At 69.0% G+C, this 24,079-nt stretch carries 15 protein-coding genes, 2 pseudogenes and 2 CRISPR repeat arrays; of the genes and pseudogenes, 5 read left to right on the top strand and 12 right to left on the bottom strand.

Annotated features, from left to right (window positions below; all coding sequences use genetic code 11):
- The first annotated feature begins 47 nt into the window (after nucleotides 1-47).
- A complete protein-coding gene (locus tag ACIQR3_RS35535) occupies nucleotides 48-1,415 on the top strand; it encodes a DUF317 domain-containing protein (protein WP_403545349.1) in 1,368 nt (455 codons plus the stop codon).
- Nucleotides 1,416-1,584: 169 nt separating this feature from the next.
- Nucleotides 1,585-2,526 carry a hypothetical protein gene (locus tag ACIQR3_RS35530; protein WP_403545347.1) on the top strand — a complete coding sequence of 314 codons (942 nt, stop codon included), beginning with the start codon at nucleotides 1,585-1,587 and terminating at the stop codon, nucleotides 2,524-2,526.
- Between the two features lie 356 nt (nucleotides 2,527-2,882).
- Here ACIQR3_RS35530 and ACIQR3_RS35525 read toward each other — a convergent pair whose 3' ends face one another.
- The 9 genes from ACIQR3_RS35525 to cas3 form a co-directional block, all read right to left on the bottom strand.
- A complete protein-coding gene (locus tag ACIQR3_RS35525) occupies nucleotides 2,883-3,773 on the bottom strand; it encodes a DUF5655 domain-containing protein (protein WP_403545345.1) in 891 nt (296 codons plus the stop codon).
- A gap of 399 nt (nucleotides 3,774-4,172) precedes the next feature.
- Nucleotides 4,173-5,848: direct repeats of the CRISPR family, unit length 28 nt; unit sequence GGAGCATCCCCGCAGGCGCGGGGTCGAC.
- Nucleotides 5,849-5,866: 18 nt separating this feature from the next.
- On the bottom strand, nucleotides 5,867-6,175 hold the full coding sequence (gene cas2e / locus ACIQR3_RS35520) for a type I-E CRISPR-associated endoribonuclease Cas2e (protein ID WP_215173536.1): 309 nt from the start codon (nucleotides 6,173-6,175) through the stop codon (nucleotides 5,867-5,869).
- Nucleotides 6,172-7,179 (bottom strand): type I-E CRISPR-associated endonuclease Cas1e, encoded by a 1,008-nt coding sequence (cas1e, locus tag ACIQR3_RS35515; RefSeq protein ID WP_403545343.1) that lies wholly within the window; start codon nucleotides 7,177-7,179, stop codon nucleotides 6,172-6,174. Before cas1e ends, cas2e begins: the two co-directional genes overlap by 4 nt.
- 6 nt (nucleotides 7,180-7,185) lie before the next feature.
- Nucleotides 7,186-7,938 (bottom strand): type I-E CRISPR-associated protein Cas6/Cse3/CasE, encoded by a 753-nt coding sequence (gene cas6e, locus ACIQR3_RS35510; RefSeq protein ID WP_403545341.1) that lies wholly within the window; start codon nucleotides 7,936-7,938, stop codon nucleotides 7,186-7,188.
- Between the two features lie 6 nt (nucleotides 7,939-7,944).
- Entirely contained in the window at nucleotides 7,945-8,742 is a 798-nt protein-coding gene (gene cas5e, locus ACIQR3_RS35505) for a type I-E CRISPR-associated protein Cas5/CasD (RefSeq protein WP_403545339.1), read from the bottom strand.
- Nucleotides 8,739-9,893, bottom strand: coding sequence for a type I-E CRISPR-associated protein Cas7/Cse4/CasC (gene cas7e, locus ACIQR3_RS35500; RefSeq protein WP_403545337.1), 1,155 nt, complete (start codon nucleotides 9,891-9,893; stop codon nucleotides 8,739-8,741). The genes cas5e and cas7e overlap by 4 nt, the downstream gene beginning before the upstream one ends.
- Nucleotides 9,894-10,009: 116 nt before the next feature.
- Nucleotides 10,010-10,615 (bottom strand): type I-E CRISPR-associated protein Cse2/CasB, encoded by a 606-nt coding sequence (gene casB / locus ACIQR3_RS35495; RefSeq protein WP_403545335.1) that lies wholly within the window; start codon nucleotides 10,613-10,615, stop codon nucleotides 10,010-10,012.
- Between the two features lie 128 nt (nucleotides 10,616-10,743).
- On the bottom strand, nucleotides 10,744-12,447 hold the full coding sequence (gene casA, locus ACIQR3_RS35490) for a type I-E CRISPR-associated protein Cse1/CasA (protein ID WP_403545334.1): 1,704 nt from the start codon (nucleotides 12,445-12,447) through the stop codon (nucleotides 10,744-10,746).
- A gap of 271 nt (nucleotides 12,448-12,718) precedes the next feature.
- On the bottom strand, nucleotides 12,719-15,607 hold the full coding sequence (gene cas3 / locus ACIQR3_RS35485) for a CRISPR-associated helicase Cas3' (RefSeq protein WP_403545332.1): 2,889 nt from the start codon (nucleotides 15,605-15,607) through the stop codon (nucleotides 12,719-12,721).
- Nucleotides 15,608-15,793: 186 nt separating this feature from the next.
- Nucleotides 15,794-17,468: a CRISPR direct-repeat array (repeat unit 29 nt; unit sequence CGGAGCATCCCCGCGGGCGCGGGGTCGAC).
- Nucleotides 17,469-17,829: 361 nt separating this feature from the next.
- Here cas3 and ACIQR3_RS35480 point away from each other — a divergent pair.
- Entirely contained in the window at nucleotides 17,830-18,279 is a 450-nt protein-coding gene (locus ACIQR3_RS35480) for a hypothetical protein (RefSeq protein WP_403545330.1), read from the top strand.
- Between the two features lie 579 nt (nucleotides 18,280-18,858).
- Here ACIQR3_RS35480 and ACIQR3_RS35475 read toward each other — a convergent pair.
- Nucleotides 18,859-19,122: pseudogene (locus ACIQR3_RS35475) on the bottom strand (LLM class flavin-dependent oxidoreductase); the annotation flags it as partial.
- A gap of 966 nt (nucleotides 19,123-20,088) precedes the next feature.
- Between ACIQR3_RS35475 and ACIQR3_RS35470 the strand changes: the two are divergent.
- Entirely contained in the window at nucleotides 20,089-20,463 is a 375-nt protein-coding gene (locus tag ACIQR3_RS35470; protein WP_403545413.1) for a hypothetical protein, read from the top strand.
- A 34-nt stretch (nucleotides 20,464-20,497) separates the two neighbouring features.
- Here ACIQR3_RS35470 and istB read toward each other — a convergent pair whose 3' ends face one another.
- Complete coding sequence (gene istB, locus ACIQR3_RS35465) at nucleotides 20,498-21,268, bottom strand: IS21-like element helper ATPase IstB (protein WP_121751022.1); 771 nt, start codon at nucleotides 21,266-21,268, stop codon at nucleotides 20,498-20,500.
- Nucleotides 21,265-22,682 (bottom strand): annotated as a pseudogene (gene istA, locus ACIQR3_RS35460) (IS21 family transposase). The gene istB and the pseudogene istA overlap by 4 nt, the downstream one beginning before the upstream one ends.
- A gap of 98 nt (nucleotides 22,683-22,780) precedes the next feature.
- Here istA and ACIQR3_RS35455 point away from each other — a divergent pair.
- On the top strand, nucleotides 22,781-24,013 hold the full coding sequence (locus ACIQR3_RS35455; protein WP_403545328.1) for a tyrosine-type recombinase/integrase: 1,233 nt from the start codon (nucleotides 22,781-22,783) through the stop codon (nucleotides 24,011-24,013).
- Nucleotides 24,014-24,079 lie beyond the last annotated feature (66 nt).

Raw genomic sequence — 24,079 nt, 5'->3', positions numbered from 1 at the left:
GGCCGCCCCCGCAAGGCCGGCCACCGGCAGAGGAAACCACGCCCAACGTGAGCACCACCCCTTCCATCGACGCGCACGTCCGCTTCGATACCCACCCCCGCCACTCCAGTGCCGTCGTCGCCACCGTCACCGGCACCGCCCAGCACATCGCCCAGGCCCACCTGAGTGTCCGCGGCTTCGTCACCGTGGCCGAGGGCACGATGGTCATGGCCCGCATCGACCACGAGGAGCCGTACTGGGCCGAACGAGCCGCCCAGGCACTCGCCGCCGAGCACATCACCGTGGAGATCACGCCGGGACTGCGCGAGGCCATCGACGAAGAATGGACCTGGGCCAACTACCCCTACCCCTGGTGCACCCGCCAGGAGATCCGTGAGGTCTCCAACGAGGCCCAGAAGATCTACGACGACATCCGCCACGGCCGTCTCGAAATCCACGCCCACGCCCACGACGGACACAACATGAACGCCGTCGGTTCCTACCGCGACGGCAGCAGCGTCACCCTCCACGGCGAAAACCACCTGCGCACCGTCGCGGAAACCTTCAACACATCGGCCGAAGCCCGCGCCGACTTCGAACGCTTCCACGGCGACGCGGTACGCCCCGGCCCCGCTCCCGCCACCGACGCCGAGCGCCAGGCCGACGAAGCCCGCAGCCCCCTGCACTCCCCCGGCCTCACCGAGACCGAACCGTCCGACCAGCGCACCGAGACGGTGCCCGCCTACGCCGCCGACCCGGCCGACCACGACGCCGCCCTCGACACGTTCGTCAACGAGCACGGCGACTGGGAAAAGTGGCGGACCTGGTCGGACGACACCACCCACCTCATCCACGAGTCACAGACCCTGCGGGCCGAACTCGTCCACGAAGCCGATTCATGCGAGACCGCCTGGACCTTCGCCGCCTACGAAACCCCCGTCTCCGACCGCATGTGGCACCTCACCCTGACCGGCTCCACACCCGAACCCCTGTTGCAGACGCTCCTGATCAGCCTCGCAGACGGAGACGCCTGGGAGTGCGCCGTCGGCAGCCCGGTCACCGAGCAGACCGTCTCCCAGGCGACCCGGCCCCTCAACGACGCCGGCTGGAAGCACACCGTCGACGGACGCTTCATCCGCTGGGAAACCACCCAGCGCGACGCCGGCATCCAGTTCGACGCCTTCGCCGCCCAGAACCCCCGCAACCTCCCCACCTGGACACTCTGGGCCGGCCCCAGCATCGACCGCCCCACCTGGGCCATCCACGCCTCCCCTTACACCCCCGCCCCGCTCCTGGCCACCCTCGCCGAAGACCTCGCCCACGGAACCGGCATCCGCACGACACCGGCGGCACGCCCCGCCCCAGCCCGCCGCAAGACCACCCCGCCCGGCCTGCCGCCTGCCATCGGCCCCCGCCCAGCCGGCCGGCGCCCGTGACACTCCTCCATGCCACCCAGCGCAGAAGCTCAGCCAGCTGCCGTCGTACGGCGCCGGCACTCCATGCCAGCGCCTCAAGGCGCACAGAACACACCCCCACCTTCCACCGCCGTGACCACTGGCGGACGCCGACGTGATCGACAGCACGACCCCGGAGAGCCGACCCACCATGACCGACCCTGACACCGAGAAGCGGAACAGGCGGCGCCGCTGGCCCAAGGACCGGCGCACCGACCGCTACAACTGGGAACTCGCCCGCGGGCCCATCTCCGCCTTCGGCGAATCCAAGCCCCTCACCGCCTGGGCAGCGGACGAGCGGTGCGCAGTGGGCCGCGAGGCCCTGCGCACGCGCCTGGCCCTGGGCTGGGACCCTGCCGACGCCATCACCAGGGCCCGCCATGAGAAGCCGGACATGGCGTTCACCTACAACGAGCGAACCCTGACGCTTCGCGGCTGGGCAGAGCAGACCGGCATCAAGTACCACACGCTCTACAACCGCATCATGAAGTCGGGCATGAGTTTCACTGACGCTCTGGAGAAGGGCGCCGAAGGAGCCGACTTCGCCCTGCCCGTCACCGCGTTCGGAGAGACCAAGACTCTCCACCACTGGGCGGTCGACCCCCGGGCACGGTGTGTGGTCACCACCATGCGACGGCGCCTGGCCCAGGGCTGGGGCCCGGAACAGGCCATCACCGAAGAACCGCAGTCCCGCTCCACCCTGGGTACCGGTGTGCCGCACCATGCCTTCGGCATGAGCATGGGACTGGAGGACTGGGGCCGCCACACACAGATACCGGCCGGCAACCTCCGCTATCAGATGGAGCAGTACGACCTGCCGCTGGAAGCCGCGCTCACCAGCCTGGGCTGGACACCGAACACCGACGCACCGGCCGAGCACAGCCTCGTACGTATCACCGCCGCCGAACTGCGCTCCGGCGACCACATCCTCAGCACGGACCCAACCGCCGAGGGAGGCCCGTTCCTCACCGTTCGCCGTCGGAGCACCATCCCTGCCCCACCCACGGCACCACACGGCCCAGCCCACAGCCGCACTCCCCTCACGCGGCCAGCCCCTGCCCCCGCCGGACTCTCCCGCCGGGCCAGCCGGTAGACGCACCGCACGACCCGCACATCACCGGTTCCCGTGCTCCGCCGGCCGAGAGCCCCGGCACCCCAGCCGCGCGGTCTATCCGACCCAGGCACCACCGACGGGTTCGCACAGTGAGTACGCCGGACACGACCACTGAGCACCGAACCGCCGAACCGTCCACCGCCAGGCGGGCAGTCGCCATGTCCCGCCCGTCACAAAGGGCGCAACATAACGCGGGATCGCCGGTTGGCCAAACCGGCGATCCCGCGCATCATTGATGGTCCACCGCCACTCCCTGCCCCGACGCCGGAAGGAACCGCCTGAAGCGATTCGAACCGAACATCACGCGCGCGACGCCGACGCCCGATAGGAGTCGCTCAGGCCGCCGCGTAGCTCACGCGAAACAGCTCCTGCGCGCGGTCCAAGTCCCGGAGAGTACGCAACTGCACCTCCAAGTCGCCCGTGCCGTGGTGGCCGAGCCCCCTCACATCCCGGGTGAATCCGGGTACCAGGTCGACCTCCTCCGGGTCGGCCTTGAGGTAGACGAGGAGCTTGGTCCTCTGCGGCGGGCAGACACACGCGAAGTTCCGCAGCCGCTGATACGCCCGGTACGTCTTGCGCTGAACGCTGTTCACTCCCTCACCCAGGCCCAGCAGCGTCTCGTCCAGCGCCCGCGCCAACTCGTCGAGCACCGCGCTCTGGCCATCGTCCGCGCCCGGCGCGGCTGACTGCTGGCGCAACCGTCGCGTCGCCTGCGGCCTACCGCTGACAGAGGCTACGGTCTCAAGGCCGAGCAGATCGCTGCCGAAGATCCGGTAGCGGACCAAGTCGATGCTGCGCCGATGCTCGCGCACCGCGTGCACGTCGTAGCGGGTGAAGTCCCCGGCGACGCAGATCAACCTCGGGCTGCTCCACAGCACCTGGGCCGCGGCCGGACCCCCGAGCCGGTCGCGGACCAGGCGCTCGAACTCGGCCCGGTGATCCACGAGCCAGCTCAGGTAGAACAGCCCTTGATGGATGACGCCGGCGTCAACGCCGCGCTTGTACTCCACCACGACGGGCGCCCCGTTCTCATCCACCCCCAGCGAGTCGATACGCCCACCGTGGACCGGCCCAGTGCTGTACTCGCTCGCCAGGAACCTGACACCCAGCAACGCCGCCATGTTCGCCTCGACGAGACCCTGCACATCGGCCTCAACCTCAGCAAGACGCGGCGCGACCTCCGTCACGCCGCTACCGGTGACATGGAACAACTTCAGGCCCGACACCTTCCCCTCCTCGACTCGCCAGCATCAACGCCGAGAGAGGGAGGGATTGTTTCCACAACAACCCCGAGTCGTGTGAAGATACTGCGGGCAATGCTATATCGCCGATGGGATCCCCCGACTTGCCGGAAGCGGAGCGGTTCCCCCATGTGTCCCCCAGCCGTACTGACGCACCGTCACATCGGTGCATAAGTGCAGCTCAGAGTGGGTGCGGACCATGATAGGCCAAGTGCCTTCTAAACGCTGTCCCTATCGCGCAGCCGGATCAAAGCGCCTCCACGTAACTTCCCCCGCAGATGAGGGTGCGACATCAGCACGGCCAGCTTCTTGGCCTGCATTTGCGGAAGATCACCGCAGGCGTAGGGTCGACTGACGGCGCATACGACGAGGGCGGTGCGCTCGCGGAGCATTCCCGCGGGCTCGGGACCGATGCCGGGTACGTGACGCCCCAGTCCCAGCCCAGAGGAGCATCCCCGCAGGCGCGGGGTCGACAGTTCCCAGGTGGCGTCCGTGAGGTAGACGGTCGGAGCATCCCCGCAGGCGCGGGGTCGACGTGCCGAGCTCGTTTCCCACACTGACGGAGATCGGAGCATCCCCGCAGGCGCGGGGTCGACTCCGCAGCGAGCGTGCGGGCCGCGCGGGACTGCGGAGCATCCCCGCAGGCGCGGGGTCGACGTCGTCAGCGATCGGCGCTCCGAGGAGCGTGGCGGAGCATCCCCGCAGGCGCGGGGTCGACTGCGGCTCGATCCAGTCGCGGCCGCCGGCGTACGGAGCATCCCCGCAGGCGCGGGGTCGACCGGGTGTGCACGGTGCGGTGGGGGTCGAACGGGGGAGCATCCCCGCAGGCGCGGGGTCGACGCCACTCCCAAGCCCCTGTGGGGCTGGTGTGACGGAGCATCCCCGCAGGCGCGGGGTCGACACCACGGCATGCAGCCGATGCCGCCAGGGCGCCGGAGCATCCCCGCAGGCGCGGGGTCGACCCGTGATGCTCCGTCAGGTCGGGACGAGGTGGTGGAGCATCCCCGCAGGCGCGGGGTCGACGGCACCCCGGCCAAGGGCACCGTCACCAGCTGCGGAGCATCCCCGCAGGCGCGGGGTCGACGAACGGCGTTTGGCGGTGGCGGCGCGTTGCGCCGGAGCATCCCCGCAGGCGCGGGGTCGACGCCCACCCGGGGACCGTGATGGTGAAGAACGTCGGAGCATCCCCGCAGGCGCGGGGTCGACTGGCGCGGAGTCGGCCCGTTGCCCGAGGTGTCCGGAGCATCCCCGCAGGCGCGGGGTCGACTACTGGGGCCGCATCGACCAGGCAGGGCTCCACGGAGCATCCCCGCAGGCGCGGGGTCGACCTGGACGGCGATGCGGTCGAGCTCGGCGGGACCGGAGCATCCCCGCAGGCGCGGGGTCGACTCGCGGGAGCAGCCGCACCCGAAGTTGAACCACGGAGCATCCCCGCAGGCGCGGGGTCGACTCGCGGGAGCAGCCGCACCCGAAGTTGAACCACGGAGCATCCCCGCAGGCGCGGGGTCGACTCGCACCGGACACTGACCACTCGTAGCCACAACGGAGCATCCCCGCAGGCGCGGGGTCGACGGTGGCGCCGCCGGTGAACGTCTGGACCTCGGCGGAGCATCCCCGCAGGCGCGGGGTCGACCCAGCCCCAGGCGTGCAGGTCGCGGAGGTCGCCGGAGCATCCCCGCAGGCGCGGGGTCGACCGCGCCGCACCTCCTCGTCGCTCATCCCGGCCCGGAGCATCCCCGCAGGCGCGGGGTCGACTCTGACGCGCTGGCCGACGACGTGATGACGCCCGGAGCATCCCCGCAGGCGCGGGGTCGACGTGGCGGCCCGCGACCGGGCGGCGGTGATCAGCGGAGCATCCCCGCAGGCGCGGGGTCGACTCTGTGGCTTGGAGGGCCGGGGACTGAGTCAAGGGAGCATCCCCGCAGGCGCGGGGTCGACGACGCCCTCGGCAACCCCACTCTCGCCCAGCGCGGAGCATCCCCGCAGGCGCGGGGTCGACGCCGGCGGCGCTGCGGCGGCGTACGGGGAGGGGGGAGCATCCCCGCAGGCGCGGGGTCGACACTTCCTGACCTGGGGTTTTACCGGGCGGGGCGGCTGTTTTCATTCGGTTGCTTCTTGGGGCGGGCTGAGAGGATGAGGCCGTCGAAGTCGACGGGCTGCCAGCGGTCGCGGCCTGCGGTGCGTACGGCCCATCCCTGTTCGTTGGAGGCGGGTTCGATGAGGATGGCCTGGCCGTCGCCGATGCGGGTGGCCAGGAGTTCCCAGAGGCGGTCGCGGATACGGCGGCTGGGGTTGCCGACGAACACGCCGGCGCTGGCTTCAACCATCCATCGGGTGAGGTGGCCGCGGAGTCCTTCCGGGGCGGCGACGAGGATGATGACCGTCATGAGGTGGCCTCGGTGTCGGCGAGATCGGGGCCGATGATCGCGATGTGGTCCTCGGTCATACCGTGTACCGAAAGGTCTGCTTCAGTGGCGTAGTTGGTGCCGCCCGCCACCGCACCGACGTGTTCGTCCCAGAGGAGGTTGGCTTCGGTGTCCTCGAAGTCTGTGCCCTCCGGTGTGAGCAGGCTTTTGACATCGGTGACGATGCGGGTGAGGAGCTTGTCGCGGGCGATGAGGTCCCGGAGGCCGATTCGGGCGTCGCGTTCCTCGGTGAGTCCTTGTGCGGTGAGGTCGAAGGCGAGTGGAATGGTGTATTCGGCTTTGTACAGGTCTGCGATGTCCAGGACGAAGGAGGTGGCTTTGCCGGTGTGGACGAAGCCGAGTCCGGGGCTGGCGCCGAGTCCGGTGATAACGGCGTGGCAGATGCCGTAGAGGGCGGCGTTGGCGGCGGACAGGAGGCGGTTGAGGTCGTCGCCTGCGGCGAAGGCGTCGCCGGCTTTGTAGACGCGGCCGTTCCAGGGGACACCGGTCCGCTCTGCCTGGGCTCGGTAGATCTTGCGGACCCGAGTGCCTTCACGGCCGCGGAGTTGCTGCATGGTGAGGGCGGAGACGTCTTCGCCGGGGAAGCGCATGCTGTACATGGCGCGGGCGACAGCGAGGCGTTCCTTGGGGCGGGTGACGAGCCATGCCTGGCGGTGCAGGAGGCCGGCGCCACGGCTGGGGCCGAGGCCGGCCGCGTACATGCGGACGCCTTGTTCGCCGACCCAGCACACGGTGGTGCCGGAGTCGGCGAGCAGGTGGATGGCTCCGTGGGTGACGCGGGTGCCAGGACCGAGCAGCATGACGGCCACCATGGCGGCGGGGACCCGGACGGTCTGCTGTTTGTTGATGATGACGACAGCGTTCTCGTCGCGGTCCAGGTGGCTGCGTTCGACGTAGACGCTGGAGACGCGGTCGACGAGGCGGTGCAGGTCCTGAGGGTCGGCTTTCCACCAGATGTCGGGCACAGGTGCTCATGCCCTTTCGGCGAGCGGGGCGAGGGTGAGCAGGCCGCAGCCGTACGCCTTGGTCGGGCCGATGCCTGCCAGCAGGCGTTCGGTGAGTCGGGCCGGGTCAGTGACGCGCAGACTTCCTTCGTAAGTCACCGCCTGCATCACGACCTGGGCTTCCTTGGCGGTGAGGGAACCCTTGCCAAAGGCACGCCGTCGGCGGGTGGTGATGCGGACATCTCGGGGTGGTTCGCCGTCCGCGGTGCGGGTCGTGTCGAGGTGGGAGGCGGAAGGGATGTCGAAGCCCCAGCGTTCGGTGCGGGTGAGGAACCAGTTGAGCTGAGCCGTTGCGGTGCGGTGGCCGAGGCGGAAGCTGCGCCGCTGGCCGGCGTCGAGGCGTTCCTGTTGGCGCAGGGTGGGTTTGTCGGGCCGGTTGGTGTTCTGGACGGGGTTGGCGGTCAGGCGGAAGGCGAAGCGGCGGCCGGTGGCCAGTTGCTGGAGGAGGGGGGTGTAGTCGCGTACGGCGTAGTGCTCGCCGTCGGCGCCTGGCCACCCTGCCTGTTCGACGAGGTGGGTCCAGTCCGGTTTGTCGGTGGTGAGGGCGAACAGGTGCGGCCGGTGGGGGTTGTCCCCGTCGAGCCGCCACAGGGTGCGGGCTTGGTCGGGCAGGCCGGGCAGGCCCCCTTGGACGGCGGCGTGCATGGCCCGGGGGCTGGCGAGAAGGGTGCGGCTTGCGGCGCGCAGGGGGTTGATGCGGATACGGGAGAGGTAGGGCATGAGAGGTCACCAGCCCAGGAGGGCGAAGGGGTCGTGGCCTCCGGTGGTCGGGGGCCGGTCGGGATCGGGTGTGAGGCCGGTGGGGGCGGCGAGGTAGGTGTGCCGGACGCGGCGGGTGGTGTAGGTCCGGCTGGTGGGGGCGAACGACAGGGGAACGTCGTCGCGGACGTCGTCTCCGGCCGGGTCGTCGAGGGTGGCTGGCAGGTCGACGTGGGCGGCGTTGCCGTTCTCGTGTCCCCACCGTCTGCGTACATCTGGGGATGCCTGCCATGGCTCCGCGCGCAGGACGTCCTGAAGACAGCCGGTGCGCTGTCCCAGGACCAGGGGCTGTGCGGGTACGCACGAGCGGCGGCCCAGAGCGAGGGGGAAGGCGGGGTGGCGTACGGCGTGTTCGAGGGTGGTGATGAGCTCTTGAGGGCCTTCGACGGCTGCGAGGAAGATGGCGTCCTGGAGGTAGAAGCGCTGGGTGATGTGGGTGTGCTTGGCCGGTGAGGTGGGTTTTTGCCGGCCCTTGGCGGTCACGGCGGCGGCCAGGAGCGGCTGGCCGCGGTAGTCGCTGACGGTGTGGTAGTCACGCAGGAGGCTGCCGGGCTGGTCGATGCGGATGCCGAGTCCCAGCCCGGCGAGATCGTCCAGAGCTGCGTGCCGCGGGCGCCCGGCGGCTGCGGCGAGCAGGCCCACGACTCCGGACTTGGTGGGTTCAGGCCGGGTTTCGCGCCGGTTGAAGGTGCTGCGGTCGCCCCAGGACTGGAGCGGTGCGGCGAGCCGCAGGAGGAGGACGGCCGTGAGGTCGGAGGCTGTCACGCCTGTTCCCCCAGGGCGGTGCTGATGCGGGAGCGCAGGGTGGTGCGCAGGTCTGCGAAGGGGACGGATTCACCGAACGCCTGGGTGAGGGTTTCAGCGGTGTCCTTGGTGCGGGGTTCGCGGGTGGTGAAGGTGTGGCTGGCCGCTGCGTAGAGGGGGGTGTCGCCCCAGACCTGAGTGGCGGTGAGGTACTCCTCGGCGAGGCGGCGGGCAGAGGTGGCCTGGACGCCGGCTTCCGCCGGCACGGGCTCTTCGAAGGCGGAGACCAGGTTGACGGGCTGGTCGGTGCGGACGACCACCGCGACGAGGCTGGGCCGGGTCCGGTGCGCGAAGGAGTTCTGGTAGCCGGTGGGCACGGAGAGAGCGAAGCTGTCGATGAAGGCGTCAAGGGCGTCGAGGGCCGCTGCGGTGTCGCCGCCGAGATTGTCGGTGAGCTGGGTGAGGCCGACGGTTGCGTAGCGGTAGAGGGTGGCGGAGTTGAAGCCGATGGTGCCGATCATTCCGGCGCCGGTCTCGTCCCGTTCGTTCTGGTCGTCGACGGCGGTGAAGTAGTCGAACTCCAGTTGCGTCTCGTGGGTGGACAGCGCGTGGGCCACCTGAACAGCGGCGTCGACGTTGAGTTTGGGGATGTCGGCGACCATGCGGCCGAACAGGGCGACGCCAACGGGGTGTCCGGTCTGGAAGGCTTGCGCGACGGGCAGTTCCTTGACCGCGTCGGTGAGTGCCTTCTCCTCCAGCACGGCGAGGTCGGCGGCGCGGTCTGTCACGAGGTCGGCCACCGTGTCGAGCTGGGCGTTGCCGTAGAAGAGGAGGTACGCGGTGTCACCGGCCTTCTTGCCCTGGCTCAGGCCGAGCTGTGCAAGCAGGGCCGCGGCGATCCGGTCGGCCGCCTCGCGGTCCAGGCCAGTGTTCCGGCGGATACGGCTGGTGAGTTCGCCGGTAATGCGCTTGGTGCGGGTGGCCCGGTCAGGCTCGGCGGCCTGGGTGTCGAAGTGCCGGCGGGTCGCTCGCTTCCATGCCTGGGAGGAGACCCTGGAGCGGCGGACTCCGCCGTAGATGGCCTCTTTCGGGTTGCCCTGGTCGTCTCGGTTGAGGTTGGCGGGCGGGACGCTTTGAACGATGTGTACGTCGACGTACAAGCGCTGGGGCATGTGGGTTGCTCCGGTTCGTGAGAGTGAGACGGTGATCGCATGGTCTGCTGCGGTCTGCGGTCTGCGCCGATGTGGGCGGAACCGCCGCGGTCTGGTGGATGTCGGGTGCGCGGGGCTCAGCGGCCGGATCGGGAGGTCGCTGGCTGCTGGGTCCAGCCGTAGTAGTCCAGGCCCCAGCGGCGGCGCACGCGGGAGCGGGACTCGGGCCGGTCCCAGTCGTGGATGTCGTCGATCAGGCGGTTGTAGTCGAGGGGCTGTTTGATGCCTTTGAGCTGGGTGACCAGGCCGCGCAGGCGCAGTTGCAGTGCTGCCGTCGATGTTGCGGAGAACGCCTGCTGGAAGCGGGAGTCGACGGCCTCCTCACTGGTGCGGTCGTGGCGCCGCAGTTCGAGCATGGCCCGGCCGAGGCTGACGCCGTCACGATGCATTGGCGTGTCCTGGCTCTGCTGGTGCAGCCCGTAGAGGGCGAGCGCGATGTGCTCGGCCTCCTGCTCGGTCGAGACTTCCCCCCGACGGGCGGCGAAGTCGTCGACTGGGCAGGTGTAGAACGGGAACATCTCCAGCACTGTGCCGGCAGGGCGGCCCAGACCCCGGCGCAGAACAGCGAGGTCCTCTCCGGGCGGGCGCTGCGTGGCAGCAGTGCCGCTCTTGCGGCGCCAGGTGCCGTCCGCGGCGATATAACGGTGCCAGATGCGCTGCTTGGTGGGGTGTTCTTCGGTCATGACCGTGTCCAGACGTGATGAGGGACGCTGTGTCACAAAAGGTGTGGGTATGGACGCCTCGAAGGGCATGGACGGATACCCCTGGCCCGGGGCGAGGGCGGCAAGCGCTTCGTGCGGCGCCCGGTCACCTACTGGACGACAGGGGCCGGGGTGTCCCGCCGGACGGCGGCTGCCCGGTGGAGGATCTCCGCACGGCGCTTGAGGAACGATGCCTCGGCCAGCGAGACCCGGTGCGTCCGCTCGGGCTTCCCCTCGCCCTGGGAGACGCTTCTTCCCACGAACGCTCCGACGGGCACCGCCTGCAGAAGACGGTCAGCGACTTCCCAGCTGCGACGCCAGGCGAGCTGCTCCCAGGCGAGCTGTCCGGCCTCGATGCGTTCCAGGTCCTCCACGCCCCGCATCCCCGCCAGCAACCGACGCACCAGGGGGTCCAGGGCGTGCAGCACGAGCTCGCCAGGGCGCTGTCCCTTGTCCCAGGGGATCGGTTCGGTGCCCAGAGCTCGGCGCAGATCGGCCGACAGGTAGCTGACGGCAGTGGCCAACTGCTCGGCTTGTTCTGCTACTTCGAGGACGGCGGAACGGACGTCGCTGTCGGTTTCGAGCGCGGCCAGCGGGAGGGGCAGGGCGTCGAACATCACGTCGTCGATGACGGCCGACTGATTGCCGTAGGCGACACCGGTGAGTTCCACGCGCAGCGGATAGGACTCGCCGAGGTCTAGGGCCAGGGCGCCGGCCTGGTCCAGGAGCTTGCTCGTGGCGAATCCGCTCGTCGTCTGCCCGGCCTCCCGCGACTGCCGCTCCGGCGCCAGGAGCGCATCGAGCCCTCGCCACGCGGCCTTTCCGGGCTGCAGCCGCAGCGGACGGCGCGGCGGGGCGGCGCCTGCCTTGCCCTTACCCGTGCCGCGTCCCCCGGTCGGCTCCAGGCGCCACATGGTGTGCGGCTCGGTCTCGGGCGTGTGCGGCATCCGGTCCCCGGCAGCGACCAGAACACGCGTCACCCGCAGCCCCTCATCGGTCGTTTCCGCGAACAGCCGGATCCGGCGGGACTGCCAGGTCCACAGGTCCAGGAGCCCTTCGGGAACCCGCTCCTGCCACGCCGGGGTACCGGCCGAGCGTGGATCTGCGGGCTCCCTCCTCCACTGCGGCAGGTCGGCCGAGGTCGGCGGCGCCCCGACGGGAAGGTTCAGCAGCAGGGTCTCGAACAGCGTCGTACCGGCCAACAGGGTGACGCCCATCTGACCGAGCGGCCCGGTGGGATTGCCGGTCGTCTTGCCCGCCTTGGCTTTCGGGTCGCCCACCGCACCGGTCTTGATCGCTGCGGTGTCCCAGCACTGCGTGTGCAGCAGCCAGTGCGCCGCCTGCGCCGGGCTCAGCGAGAAGACATCACCCTCCGTACGGGAAGCGAACAGCGGCACGTTGTTGCCCGTGGCAGCAGTCGCGACGATCAGTCCGGCGTTCTTCGTCTCACCCTTCGCGGTGTGCAGCCCGGCGACCTGCCCGAAGGGCTGCACGGGATCGAAGAGGTCGAACAGCGCGCCATGCGCGTCGAGATAGCTCTCAAGCCGTGTCCGCTGCTCCGGCGACCACCGGCCCGCCGAGAACCAGCTCATCCACTCACGTTCATCGGCCGGTCGCCCCAAGGCGTCGAGGACCACAGCCAGCAGAACCTGCCTTAGCACGGCCGGACGCTGCGTGGGAACCTCCACCACCAAGTCACCGAACTCGTGCGCATCCAGCAGTGCCGTACGCAACGAGTGTTCCCGCGCCGGGCCTCCCCTGGCCGACGGCAAGCACAACCAGGGCTCCTCCGTCAGCGAAAAGCCGTCAGTCACCAGTTCCCCCCTCAAGGAATCTTCTTTGTTTAAGCTAGCAGCGGCCGTTGAGCGTGTACGGGCTTTCTCCACAACCAGGTGCGAGAATCTGGCTGTTGACCCCGACCGGCGACCCGTCGACCGACGGGGATGATCCCCTTCTGTGTTTGCACAGTGCACCGGGAATCACATCGACCCCGCGCTGCGCGGGGCAACCGAGCCGCCGGGCACCGCCCCGGCGGCTCCCCCCTTTGGGACCCCGCCCCCGGCCGGGCACAGCCGGCACGGACCGCTACACCTGCCGGAGCCCGAACTCGTCGTCGTAGGACACCGTGGCCTCCCCCAGCCTGGCCCTGCCCGACGAATCCAGCACCAGAGCACGGCTCCGGCGCAGCCACGGATGTCCGTGCCACCCGGGCAGCGGTTTCAGTTCCGCAGCGGCCTCGGTGAACTTCGCCGGCAACCGCACCACCGAGCCCAGCACCTCATCCAGTACGTCCGGGGCCACGTCACCGTTGACGCTCAAGGCACGCCCGGCCAGTGTCCGGAAGACCGCATCGTCCTTTCCCTGCACCACGAGGACGACCTCGACGGACTCGTCCCCGTCGCGGACCGCCGCCTGCAAGGAGGACTCGTCGCTTCCCGCGGTGGACCCGCCGTAGTGCAGGCCCGCCAAGGTCCGCCGCTCGTGCTCACCGCGCGGAGTCAACAGGTACTGCCGTGCCTCTTCGGCGCGGGCACGGTCGCGCTCTTCCTGCTCCTGGCGGGCGGCCTCACCGGCGTGCCTCCAGGCATCGGGCAGCAGCGGCGTATCCGCCCTGTACACCGTCTCCACCAGAGCGGGCACGTCTGACGGTACGGACCACACCCCGCCCGCACCATGAAGTACCGCAGCGGTCCGCAACAGCAGATGACGGCCGTAGATCTTCTCGCTGGCGAAGGCGAACGCCGGTTCGCGTCCCTCGCGGGGTTCGAAACCTGTCACGAAAACACGCGGCGCGCGCAGCCGGTCCGGGCGCCACGTGTCCTGGTGCCGGTGCAACCGTCCCACGCGCTGCAATAAAAGATCAACGGGAGCCAGGTCTGTGACCAGCAGGTCGGCGTCGACGTCAAAGGACTGCTCGGCGAGCTGAGTCGCCACCAGGATCAGCCGGCCGCCACGGGGCCGGGGCGTCCTCGGTCCCAGCAGCCGCAGACTCTCCTCCGTCAGGTCGGCACGCCGCGCCACTGTGAAACGAGCATGCAGCAGCCGCACCTCGTCAGCACCGAACCGGCCCCGCAATTCCTCATAGAGACTCTGCGCCCGGGCAACAGAATTCCGGATGACGAGCGCGGTCCCTCCGTCGACGAGCTCACTCGCCAGCAGGTCTCCTACACGCGCATCCGCTTCGCCCTGCAACCGCTCCCGCTCCTGGCGCGAGGACCGCGCACCGGGCATAGCCTCAGGCACGACGTGCACCGCCACACCGAGGTCCGCGCGCCAGCTGCCCACCGCATCCACATGAAATCGCGGCTCCCCCGTGCCCGGCAGCCATGCAGCCGTGACACTGGGATAACCAGACGGCTCAGGTACTGCGACACGCAACTCCTCACGTGACGCCGCACCCGCCAGATACGCCTCGACAAGTGCCTGACGCTGCGCGGGGGCCAGCGTCGCCGACAAAACGATCACCGGCACCCCCGCCTGGCCCAGCCAGCGCAGCGCCTCGCACAGAAACTGGCTCATGTACACGTCGCACGCGTGCACCTCGTCCAGAACCACGACTTTGCCGGCCAGCCCCGCCATCCGCAACATCACATGCCGGGTGCGGGTAGCCGCATACAGGAGCTGGTCGACCGTACCGACGACGAAGGGGGCCAGCAGCCCCCGCTTGGATCCCAGGAACCACTCCGCAGGAGCCTGCCGCTCCGGCGTGCCGCGCGCCTCCGACTCGATGCCGTACGGATCGTCATCCAGCCCGAACTCATCGACGCCGCAGAACAGTTCCTCCGCATACGCTTCCGCACTCTCCAGCAGCGCCTTCCACTCCCGGTTGAACGCCCTCTTCCCGTGCAGCAGCACCACCCGGGAGGCAAACCGTCCGTCGATCGCCTGCACCCACTGGCGGGTGCGGGTGAACATGGGATCGCTGGTCGCCTGCGTCGGCATTCCTACGAACACACCGTCCGCACCGAACCTGGCCGCCAATACCTCGGCCGCAGCCTGGGCAGCTTCCGTCTTGCCCTCACCCATCGGCGCTTCGACCACCACGATGCCGGGACCGCCCATACGGCGGACCATGTCGATCACCATCGCCTGCGAAGGCCGCGGCGCATACCCAAACCGGTCCCGGAACGCCTCCGGCCCCGGCACGGCCAAAACCCCCCACCCTCCCCGCAGCCCCAGAGCCTCCCACGCCGATGCCGCACGCTCACGCGAAGCGTCCATACTCACCAGCCGGAGATCATCGAGCCCCACGAAGAAGCGCTCATCACTCGCAATCCAGTCCGCCATGACGACCAGACCGCTGAGCTGCAACTGCAACGCCCGGGACGGAACCACCGCAGGTTCCACGCCATCAAGCGCCTCGAACCCGACCTCACAAGTGAACACATCGAGCACCGCGCGCTGAACATCACGCCACGCTCCCCTCCCCCGCAACTGGCCCTTCGCCGGCCCAGGCTCCTGTACGTCCCTCAGAGAAGGAAAGGCGCCATGGTGACCGGCGATCAACGGCCACACCCAGTCCAACTGCTCCGCATCCCAACCGGCTTCCGCCAGCAGTTCCCGCGCCATCAGCCCGCCGGCCCAGTCATGACGCCACCGCTTCTGACGCTTCACCCCCGCTACCGCAGCCGCCTCCACCCACGTCAACCCCGCCCGACGCACAGCTTCCGCACCCTCCGGCCACAACCGCTGATGCACGGGCGTCGCCTTTCCCCAATCGTGTACACCGCACAACCAAGCGAACAACCGCCGCCCGCGTCCCGGCCCGCCCGCGATGTCATCCAGCACAGACCTCATCGAACGCGCGAGAAATCCGTCCCAGAGCAGCTCCGCCACCGCCGCGGTGTCCAAGAGATGCGCCAGCAGAAGATTCGTACGCCCCCCAGCCCGCTCCCGAGACTTCCCCCACAACGTCTCCAAAGCCCGCACGACGAACAGCTCGTAACGCTGGCCCAGCTTCCCAAGGTCCACCATGCCCCCACCCCTCAACCCAACTGAGCGCCAGAATGTAGTACCCACCACTGACAACACGTTGTGAGCTGCGGGGACACCGGTGCACCATCACTTGTTGGAGCGCTGCAGCCACGACTCGGTGCTTGTCTGACCGCCTCCTTCCAAAACATTCCCAGGTTCTCCAGGCCACCAGGGAGCCACTGCGGTAGGAGTGTCCCCGCAGGCGCGGGGTCGACGACTACAGCGAAACCACCGTGCTACAGGTCGAGGGAGCATCCCCACAGGCGCGGGGTCGACGATGACGGCCATGACCCACGCCCCGGTGAGGCCGGATCATCCCCGCGGGCGCGGGGTCGACCGTCACCAACCCGGATGGCGAGCGCATCGTGACGGAGCATCCCCGCGGGCGCGGGGTCGACGGCATGGCGGTCTTGATCAGGGACATGTAGTTCGGAGCATCCCCGCGGGCGCGGGGTCGACGAGCCGTCACAGCGGGAGCAGGACCGGGCCGCGGGAGCATCCCTGCGGGCGCGGGGTCGACGGCGACGCCCTCGTACACGAACTCCAGGTCGCCGGAGCATCCCCGCGGGCGCGGGGTCGACTCGGCCTGGCCGTCCTTCATGAGGGGCCAGAGCGGAGCATCCCCGCGGGCGCGGGGTCGACCCCTCCCCGTCGCCCCTGGTCTACCTCGGAGCCGGAGCATCCCCGCGGGCGCGGGGTCGACGCCGAAGGTACGAAACTGTCGGCACGCAAGTACGGAGCATCCCCGCGGGCGCGGGGTCGACTTCCTCCTCGGCCTCCCTGAGGCGGAGGACGGCGGAGCATCCCCGCGGGCGCGGGGTCGACCTGTCCTGGGTGATCGTCTTCGGCGTCATCCTGGGAGTATCCCCGCGGGCGCGGGGTCGACGCGTCGCTCTCCCGCGAGCAGCGCCGCGGCCTCGGAGCATCCCCGCGGGCGCGGGGTCGACTTCCGCAGGCCCTGGCTGGCCGACCCGAGCGCCGGAGCATCCCCGCGGGCGCGGGGTCGACAACCGGCCGGAGATGCGGACCTCGGGGCGAATCGGAGCATCCCCGCGGGCGCGGGGTCGACTGCGTACCGCCGGCCATGGGTCAGACGCCCAGCGGAGCATCCCCGCGGGCGCGGGGTCGACGCACACTGCCGGACGACCCGAAGGTGCCCAGCGGAGCATCCCCGCGGGCGCGGGGTCGACTTTCGGTCGTGCGGGATAGGGGGAACTGCCGTCGGAGCATCCCCGCGGGCGCGGGGTCGACCCTTCCCGCACGCCCCCGCCGACGGCCGGGGGCGGAGCATCCCCGCGGGCGCGGGGTCGACATCTGGTTCGCGGCGTCACGGCAGGGCCGGTACGGAGCATCCCCGCGGGCGCGGGGTCGACAAGCCCCGCCGGCCTCTCGTCGGCGGGGCTTCCGGAGCATCCCCGCGGGCGCGGGGTCGACTGGGCCGCCGCCCTGCGGAAGATGGACCCCGCCGGAGCATCCCCGCGGGCGCGGGGTCGACGAGGAAGAGAGCCTGCTGGTGATCCGGCGGGGCGGAGCATCCCCGCGGGCGCGGGGTCGACCCCGCGCACCAGTACGCACAAGAGGTCCGCCGCGGAGCATCCCCGCGGGCGCGGGGTCGACCGCTGAGCCGCATCCTCCAGCGCGGCAAACTGCGGAGCATCCCCGCGGGCGCGGGGTCGACGGATCAGGTGGTGCGGTGCCCCAGGGCGGGGACGGAGCATCCCCGCGGGCGCGGGGTCGACAGCGCGCCGTCGGGGTAGAACGCGGCGTACGCCGGAGCATCCCCGCGGGCGCGGGGTCGACGTACGCCGCCGGAAGGTGATGTCCCCGGAGATCGGAGCATCCCCGCGGGCGCGGGGTCGACACTTGCTGAACTGCGCCTTTACCAGGCGAGGTAGCTGATTTCATTTAGTTGTTTCGGGAAGCCGACGACGGCACAGGCAACATCCCGCAGGCATAGAGAGATCACGGGATCAGTGTGACAAGCAATTCAGCCCGACTCCACCAGTACTCGCATCAGCATCTCGTCAACAGCCCTTCCGTTGCGGCAGTGAGACCAGAGCAGCAACTGCCGCAGTCGTAGGTATTCCCTCCTCATTGCAGAGGCCCCCACCAGAGCGGGGCCGTCGATGAATTAGTGGGTTGCTTGCGATAGTTGGGCTCGTTTGTATGGTATGAGGCGCTTTGATGGAACGCCAGGGGCGTTGCGGGCGAAGCTTGAGGCGGTGACGCCGCATCTGAACGAGCGGCAGCGCCGGATCTTGTACGGCGCGAAGGCCCGGCAGCTGGGGCACTGTGGGATTGCCGCGGTGGCGCGGGCCGCAGGGGTCTCGAAGGGCTGCGTCAGCCGTGGCCTGGCTGAACTCGATGCCGACGCGGAGCCGGACGGGCGGGTGCGGCGGCCGGGGGCGGGGCGGCCGGCGCTGGCGGACAGGGACCCGGGTCTTGTTCCGGCCCTGCTGGAGCTGGTCGAGGACAGTAGGCAGGGCGATCCCATGAAGCCGCTGACGTGGACGACGAAGTCCTTGCGCCGCCTCGCGCGCAGGACGGCGCCTTTCTCGTTCTTGGGCGCGGCGTCGTACTCGGCCACGATCCGCAGCTTGTACTCCAGACTGAAGGTGCGACGCTTCGGCCGGGGAGCGGATCGGACCCGGCGGGGGTGCTGCTGGTCATGAGGGGTGGTTCTCCTGTCGTGCCCTCTCAGGCTAACCCGACGAAGCGGGACGTCTCACCCAAGGCTGACAGAGAGGGTACAGAGCCGAAAGACACCCGTCAGCAGTGGGAGTCCCCTGGGACTTTTCTGGGACTTCCGGCCCCATCAAGCGGCACGAGCGTGAAACAGCCGAAAGGTCATTCTCGCAGCTCAGCGACCACCCGCCACTCATCGCGGCAGGTCACCACGTTCACTGGTCTCTTCCGGGACATCTGATCAGCACGACTCAGTAGGTCCATGCTCAGCGTCGCCTGCCCTCGGCGCCCCATCGATACTCGCCACCTTGTCGGGGTCTGACCTGCCCGACAAGGCACCTGACAGACCATCAGAACGAGCGTCAAATGAGCGTCACGAGCGTTATTTCAGCGTCAAGATATCGCCCGTAACGCCCACATCGCACATAATGCGCACGCGCAAAACCGCAGGTCAGGAGCCCTTCCCGGCCGGTTCAAGGTTCGCCACGCACTCCATATGGTGCGTCATCGGGAACAGGTGGACGGCCGCCATCCACCTGCGCCGATGCCTGGACCGAATGACTTCGTCAGTGCAACGACGGAATGATGTCGGTGCCGTAGGCGTCGATGGTGCTCTCGCGGTGGTCGTGCATGGCGTAGACGGCGAACTGGTCGACGCCGAGCTCCTTGAGGTGCCGCAGCTTCTCGATGTGGGCCTCGGCCGGGCCGAGAAGGCAGAAGCGGTCGACGATCTCGTCGGGGACGAAGGCGGTGTCGGGGTTGCCGGCGCGGCCGTGGTGGGAGTAGTCGTAGCCCTGCCGGTCCTTGATGTAGGCCGTCAGCTCCTCGGGTGGGATGGAGGTACGTCAACACGGCAGCAGCGCGGCCAGGCCGCCGGGCTCCTCCTGGACTACCTGGCCGGTTACCCCGGCCTGACCTGGCAGGAACGGTGGGACGCCAGCTCTGTCGGGCAAGGGCTGGCCGACGTCAACGACCTGGAGTGCCGCCGCAGCCCCAGCGTCAAGCTCACCACCGGCCTGCGAGCCCTGATCTGCCTGCGCGTCATCCAGCCGTCCCTGGTGGCCTTCCGGCGCCACCACATGACCGGCTTCGCGGCCCACTTCATCTCCGCCCAGAGCGACCCGCAGCTGGATGTGTTCGCCAAGCAGGTCGAAGTGCACCAGCACACCTACGCGCACCGCACCGAGGCCCTGTTCGATCTGTGCGTACTGCTCGCGGTCCAGGGGGTCGCGCTCAGCGACGTCACCGCACCCGCGCTGCTGCACTTCGCGCAGGAGAACCGGCGGGCCTGGTCGGTGGTGGACCCTGGGAACAAGGCCGGAAACCGGCTCCGTGGCCAAGGCGTGTGGCACGTGCTCCACGCCACAGGCCACCTTCCACCGACCGTTCCGGCGACGATGCGCGCTGCTCTCATGCGGGGCCAGAAGAGCGTCGAGGAGCTTGTCGATCACTACCCGATCCGCAACCAGGCCGTTCGCGGGCTGCTGATCGACTACTTCACTCGGCGCCGCGCGGACACCGACTATGCCACCTTGAAGAACCTGGTCCTGCACCTGGCCCACCACTTCTGGGAGAAGATCGAACGCCTCAACCCCGACCAGGCTGACCTGCGGATCTCCCCGGAGATCTACACCGCCTGGCGGCAGCTGATCGCAGTCAAGGACAAACGGTGTCGGCGTACGGACTTTTCTCCCCAGATGCGTACGGACGAACGTCCCCAGCTCTGGCCGCAGGCAGCGGCAGCACGGCAGAGGATCTCGGTTGAGATCGATGCCCCAACCAGAAACACTCGCGCGATGAGCCCCAGCACATCGTCTGAACCGATCGAGCGCGGGTGGGATGAACCCTGGTATCGGGTTCGCATGAAGGACTTCCAGGCGTCGTTCCTGCCCAGCAACGGCGAGGACTTGGACGAAGTCTGCAGTGTCGATGTCCTCGTGAATCTGAGGGATGGATCTTGTTGGACCGCGACCGTGTTCACCGTCGCGGAAGTCGAGCGCCTGATGAAGCTCTGGGCAGGGACCGACGAGGCCCTCGGAGGCCGGTACTTCTGGGTCTCGGACGGCCTGATCGTCAGGGATCCCGGCATCGACAGCATGACCGGCGTGATCGCCGGCCTGATCGAGAACGGCGAGTTCTCCGAGATCTTTCAACGGGTGATCAACGACTGATCAAGTGTTCGGCCGCTGGAAACGACGTGGGTGGTCAGGCCACGTCGTTCTCCCGCTCGATCGCCTTGAGGCGATTCTTGAGCCGGTAGCTGGGGCCGTTGATGGAGATCACTTCGCAGTGATGGAGGAGACGGTCGAGGATGGCGGTGGCGAGGACCTCGTCGCCGAAGACCTGGCCCCATTCACTGAAGGTCTTGTTCGAGGTCAGGATGATCGAGCCCTTCTCGTAGCGCTTGGAGATGACCTGAAAGACCAGGTTCGCCTCGGCGCGTTCGAGGGGCTGGTAGCCGACCTCGTCGACCACAAGGACGCTGGGCCGCAGGTAGGTGCCGAGCTTGTTCGTCAGACGGCCTGCGGCCTCGGCGGCTTTGAGGTTGCGGACCATGTCGTCGAGGCTGGTGAAGTAGATCGAGTAGCCGGCCCGGCAGGCCGCAACCGCCAGGGCGACGGCGATGTGCGTCTTGCCGACCCCGGGCGGCCCGAGCAGGGCGGCGTTCGCCTTGCCGTCGACGAACGAGAGGGTGGCGAGGTCCTTGACCTTGCGCGGGTCCAGGTCGGGCTGGAAGGAGAAGTCGTACTCGTCGAGCGTCTTGTGGTGCGGCAGCTTCGACAGCCGCAGGCCCTGGCGGAAGCGGCGGTCGTCACGGACGGCCAGTTCCTCGGACAGGACCAGGTCGAGGAAGTCGAGGTAGCCCATCTTGCCCTCGTCGGCCCGCCGGGTGTACTCGTTGATCGTTTCGGCCAGGTGGGGCAGGCCGAGCTTGCCGGCCGTGTTGCGGATGCGGGTGGAGACCAGCTCGCTCAAGACGTTTCCCTCGTGTTCGGACGGGTGGTGAAGGGACGGGTGCCGGTCAGTTCGTCATAGACTGACAGCGGCCGGCGGCCGACCTCGATGCGGGTGGCCGCGGCCCGGTTCAGCAGGGCCTGCAAGGGGCCGGCCTCCTCGCCCCGAGGAGGTTCCTGGCGAGGCCGGGGCGGGACATCGCCGGTGGTGGTGCGGCGTCCCTTGCCGGTGGGCAGACCATCCCAGTGAGTCTCATCGACGACGCGGGCCCCGCGGCCGATCGCCCGCGAGTGGGTGGCCAGCAGCGTCTCGCCACCGGCGTCGGCGATGGTGAATGCAGCATGACCTGCGATCTCGTGGCCCTGATCTCCACCAGTTGACGCGGTCGGACCCTGCGGGCGGGCACCGAGTAGAGGTTCCCGCCGAAGGCGACCAGGCAGTCCTTGCCGACCGGCCGCAGATGCCGCTCGGCCACCAGATACAGGGTCTCCGGCAGCGGCTTGAGTGCCATGTGGTCGCGGGCCGCCCGCTCTCCGATGATCTGCTGGTGAGTCCTGTGGGCCTGAGCCCGCCGCTGCGGCACCCAGGCGGCGAAGGCGGCGTCCATCTCCTCAACGGAGGAGAAGGACCGGCCGGACAGGACGTGGTCGCGGACGATGAGGACCTGGCGTTCGACGCGTCCTTTGCCGGTGGGCCGGTAGGCGGCCAGGACGTCGATGTCGAAGTCGTAGTGGCCGGCGAACCCGACCGCTTCCGGGTGCAGCGGGACTGCCTCGCCCGGGGCGACGTGGCGGCGGACGACGGTTTTCGTGCGGTCGTAGACGATTGTCATCGGAACGCCGCCGAAGTGGGCGAAGGCCCGGCGGTGGCAGTCGAAGAAGGTCTGCAGGTCCTGGCTGGTGGTGAAGCAGCAGAACGGATCGCGCGAGTACGACAGCGTCATGTGGAACGAGTAGACCTTCGGGATACCCATGTGGGTGAGGATCTTGCCCTCGTCGCCCCAGTCGACCTGGGCCTGGGCGCCGGGGACCACCTCGAACCGGCGGTGCATGCCAGCGAGTTCCTTCGGGGTGATCCCGAGCTCCTCGGCGATGCGAGGCCGGGCTTCCTGGACGTAGAGCTTGACGCGCTGGTAGCTGCCAGTGAACCCGTACTCCGCCACCAGCCGCCCGTGGATCACCGCCGCTTTCATCAGAATCTCGGCCCGCAGCATCGAGTCGACCAGCGGTGCGAACTCGTCAATCACCCTCGCCTTCGACCGGCCGTTCGGCGACCGCCGTGGCGGGGTCGCCGGCCCCGGTGCCGACAGATACTTGCGGACCGTCTTCCGGTCCAGCCCGGTCTCCCGGGCCACCTCCGACAGGCTGATCGCCCCGGACTCCAACAGGCTCCGGAAGCGACGCAATTCCAACCAACGATGCGGATCCAGGACCACCGTCGACCGCCTTCCGCCGCCTCTCGCCGACCAAGCAGCAGAGTGCCGAGCAGCAGGTCTCAACGCATCAGCAACTGTCCCTTTTCATCCGTACGCGGGTGGGGACGTTCACGTGTACGCCGACAAACGGTGCTCCGCGCGCTGGAGCAGACAGCCTGGTCATCTCCGTCCGCAGCTTCTATTACGACCTGCACACCTGGGCCGCTCAGGAACCCGAGCGGTGGGCTGCGTGGGTCGCTCCCTGCCCGGTCCCGCCCTCCGAGCTGCACGGGCTCGGCGCTCGCCGTCGGCGGATCACTGAGCGCAGTGCCGACCGCACCCGTCAGCGTCAGCCGCTGCTGCCGGTGCTCGTCGAGCATGTCGAGTCCCGTTACGACCACTTCCGTCAGCTTCTGCAACTCGCCGAGGAAGCGGTCGAGGGAGAGTCGTTCACCTTCGCCGGCACCAGCTACACACGCGTGCTGAGCGAAGCCGACCGCAAGCTCAGCCGTCACGCAGCACCGATCCCGCCGCGTCTGCGCAACAACGACAGCGGCGAGATGGTCCACATCGCCGCCGAGGAGGAAACCACGTTCTGGGACTGGGCAGCGGTGGAAACGTTGCGGCACTCCGGCGTCCGCGTCGAGGAGCTGTGCGAGCTCACCCACCTGAGCATCCGCCAGTATCAGCGGCCCGGTGGCGAGGTCATCGCGCTGCTGGTCATCGCTCCTTCGAAGACCGACCGCGAACGCGTGATCCCGATGTCCGCCGAGCTCTTCCACGTGATCGCCTCGATCATCCGCCGACACGCTCGCACCGGGCGGCCGATCCCGCTCGTGACCCGCTACGACCCGCACGACAAGGTCTGGAGCCCTCCGATGCCGTTCCTGTTCCAGAGGCAGAACGGCACGGTTCCCGCGGTCTTCAACCCCGGCACGATCCAGAAGATAATCGAGCGACGCTGCCTCGCCCTCGCCGAAGTGCACCCCGGCTTCAAGGGACTAAAGTTCACCCCGCACGACTTCCGGCGAATCTTCATCACCGAACTCGTCAACAGCGGCCTGCCGATCCACATCGGCGCGGCCCTGCTCGGACACCTGAATGTCCAGACCACTCGCGGCTACGTCGCGGTGTTCGACGAAGACGTCATCCGCCACTACCAGGAGCACCTGGAGCACCGACGCCAAATCCGTCCCACCGACGAGTACCGGGACACCACCTCGGACGAGTGGACCGAGTTCGAGGAGCACTTCGACCGTCGCAAGGTCGAGCTCGGCTCCTGCGGACGCCCTTACGGCACCCCCTGCCAGCACGAACACGCGTGCTTCTCTGAACTTGCGCTGGTGAGGTGATCGAGTCAGGAACGCCCGTGTTCGCGGTTGAGTTCGTGGTAGCCGCGAAAGTCGAAGAAGCGCAGG

The sequence above is a fragment of the Streptomyces sp. NPDC090994 genome, from assembly GCF_044768905.1.
Lineage (GTDB): Bacteria > Actinomycetota > Actinomycetes > Streptomycetales > Streptomycetaceae > Streptomyces.
The sequence above is the reverse complement of the archived record's forward strand: the minus strand, read 5'-3'. Positions and strand labels throughout refer to the sequence as shown.

Coding starts and splice junctions, on each gene's coding strand:
- casB (WP_403545335.1), bottom strand. CDS start 10,615: ATGACCGAAGAACACCCCACCAAGCAGCGCATCTGGCACCGTTATATC.
- cas6e (WP_403545341.1), bottom strand. CDS start 7,938: ATGCCCTACCTCTCCCGTATCCGCATCAACCCCCTGCGCGCCGCAAGC.
- cas7e (WP_403545337.1), bottom strand. CDS start 9,893: ATGCCCCAGCGCTTGTACGTCGACGTACACATCGTTCAAAGCGTCCCG.
- cas3 (WP_403545332.1), bottom strand. CDS start 15,607: ATGGTGGACCTTGGGAAGCTGGGCCAGCGTTACGAGCTGTTCGTCGTG.
- ACIQR3_RS35470 (WP_403545413.1), top strand. CDS start 20,089: ATGAGCCCCAGCACATCGTCTGAACCGATCGAGCGCGGGTGGGATGAA.
- ACIQR3_RS35530 (WP_403545347.1), top strand. CDS start 1,585: ATGACCGACCCTGACACCGAGAAGCGGAACAGGCGGCGCCGCTGGCCC.
- cas2e (WP_215173536.1), bottom strand. CDS start 6,175: ATGACGGTCATCATCCTCGTCGCCGCCCCGGAAGGACTCCGCGGCCAC.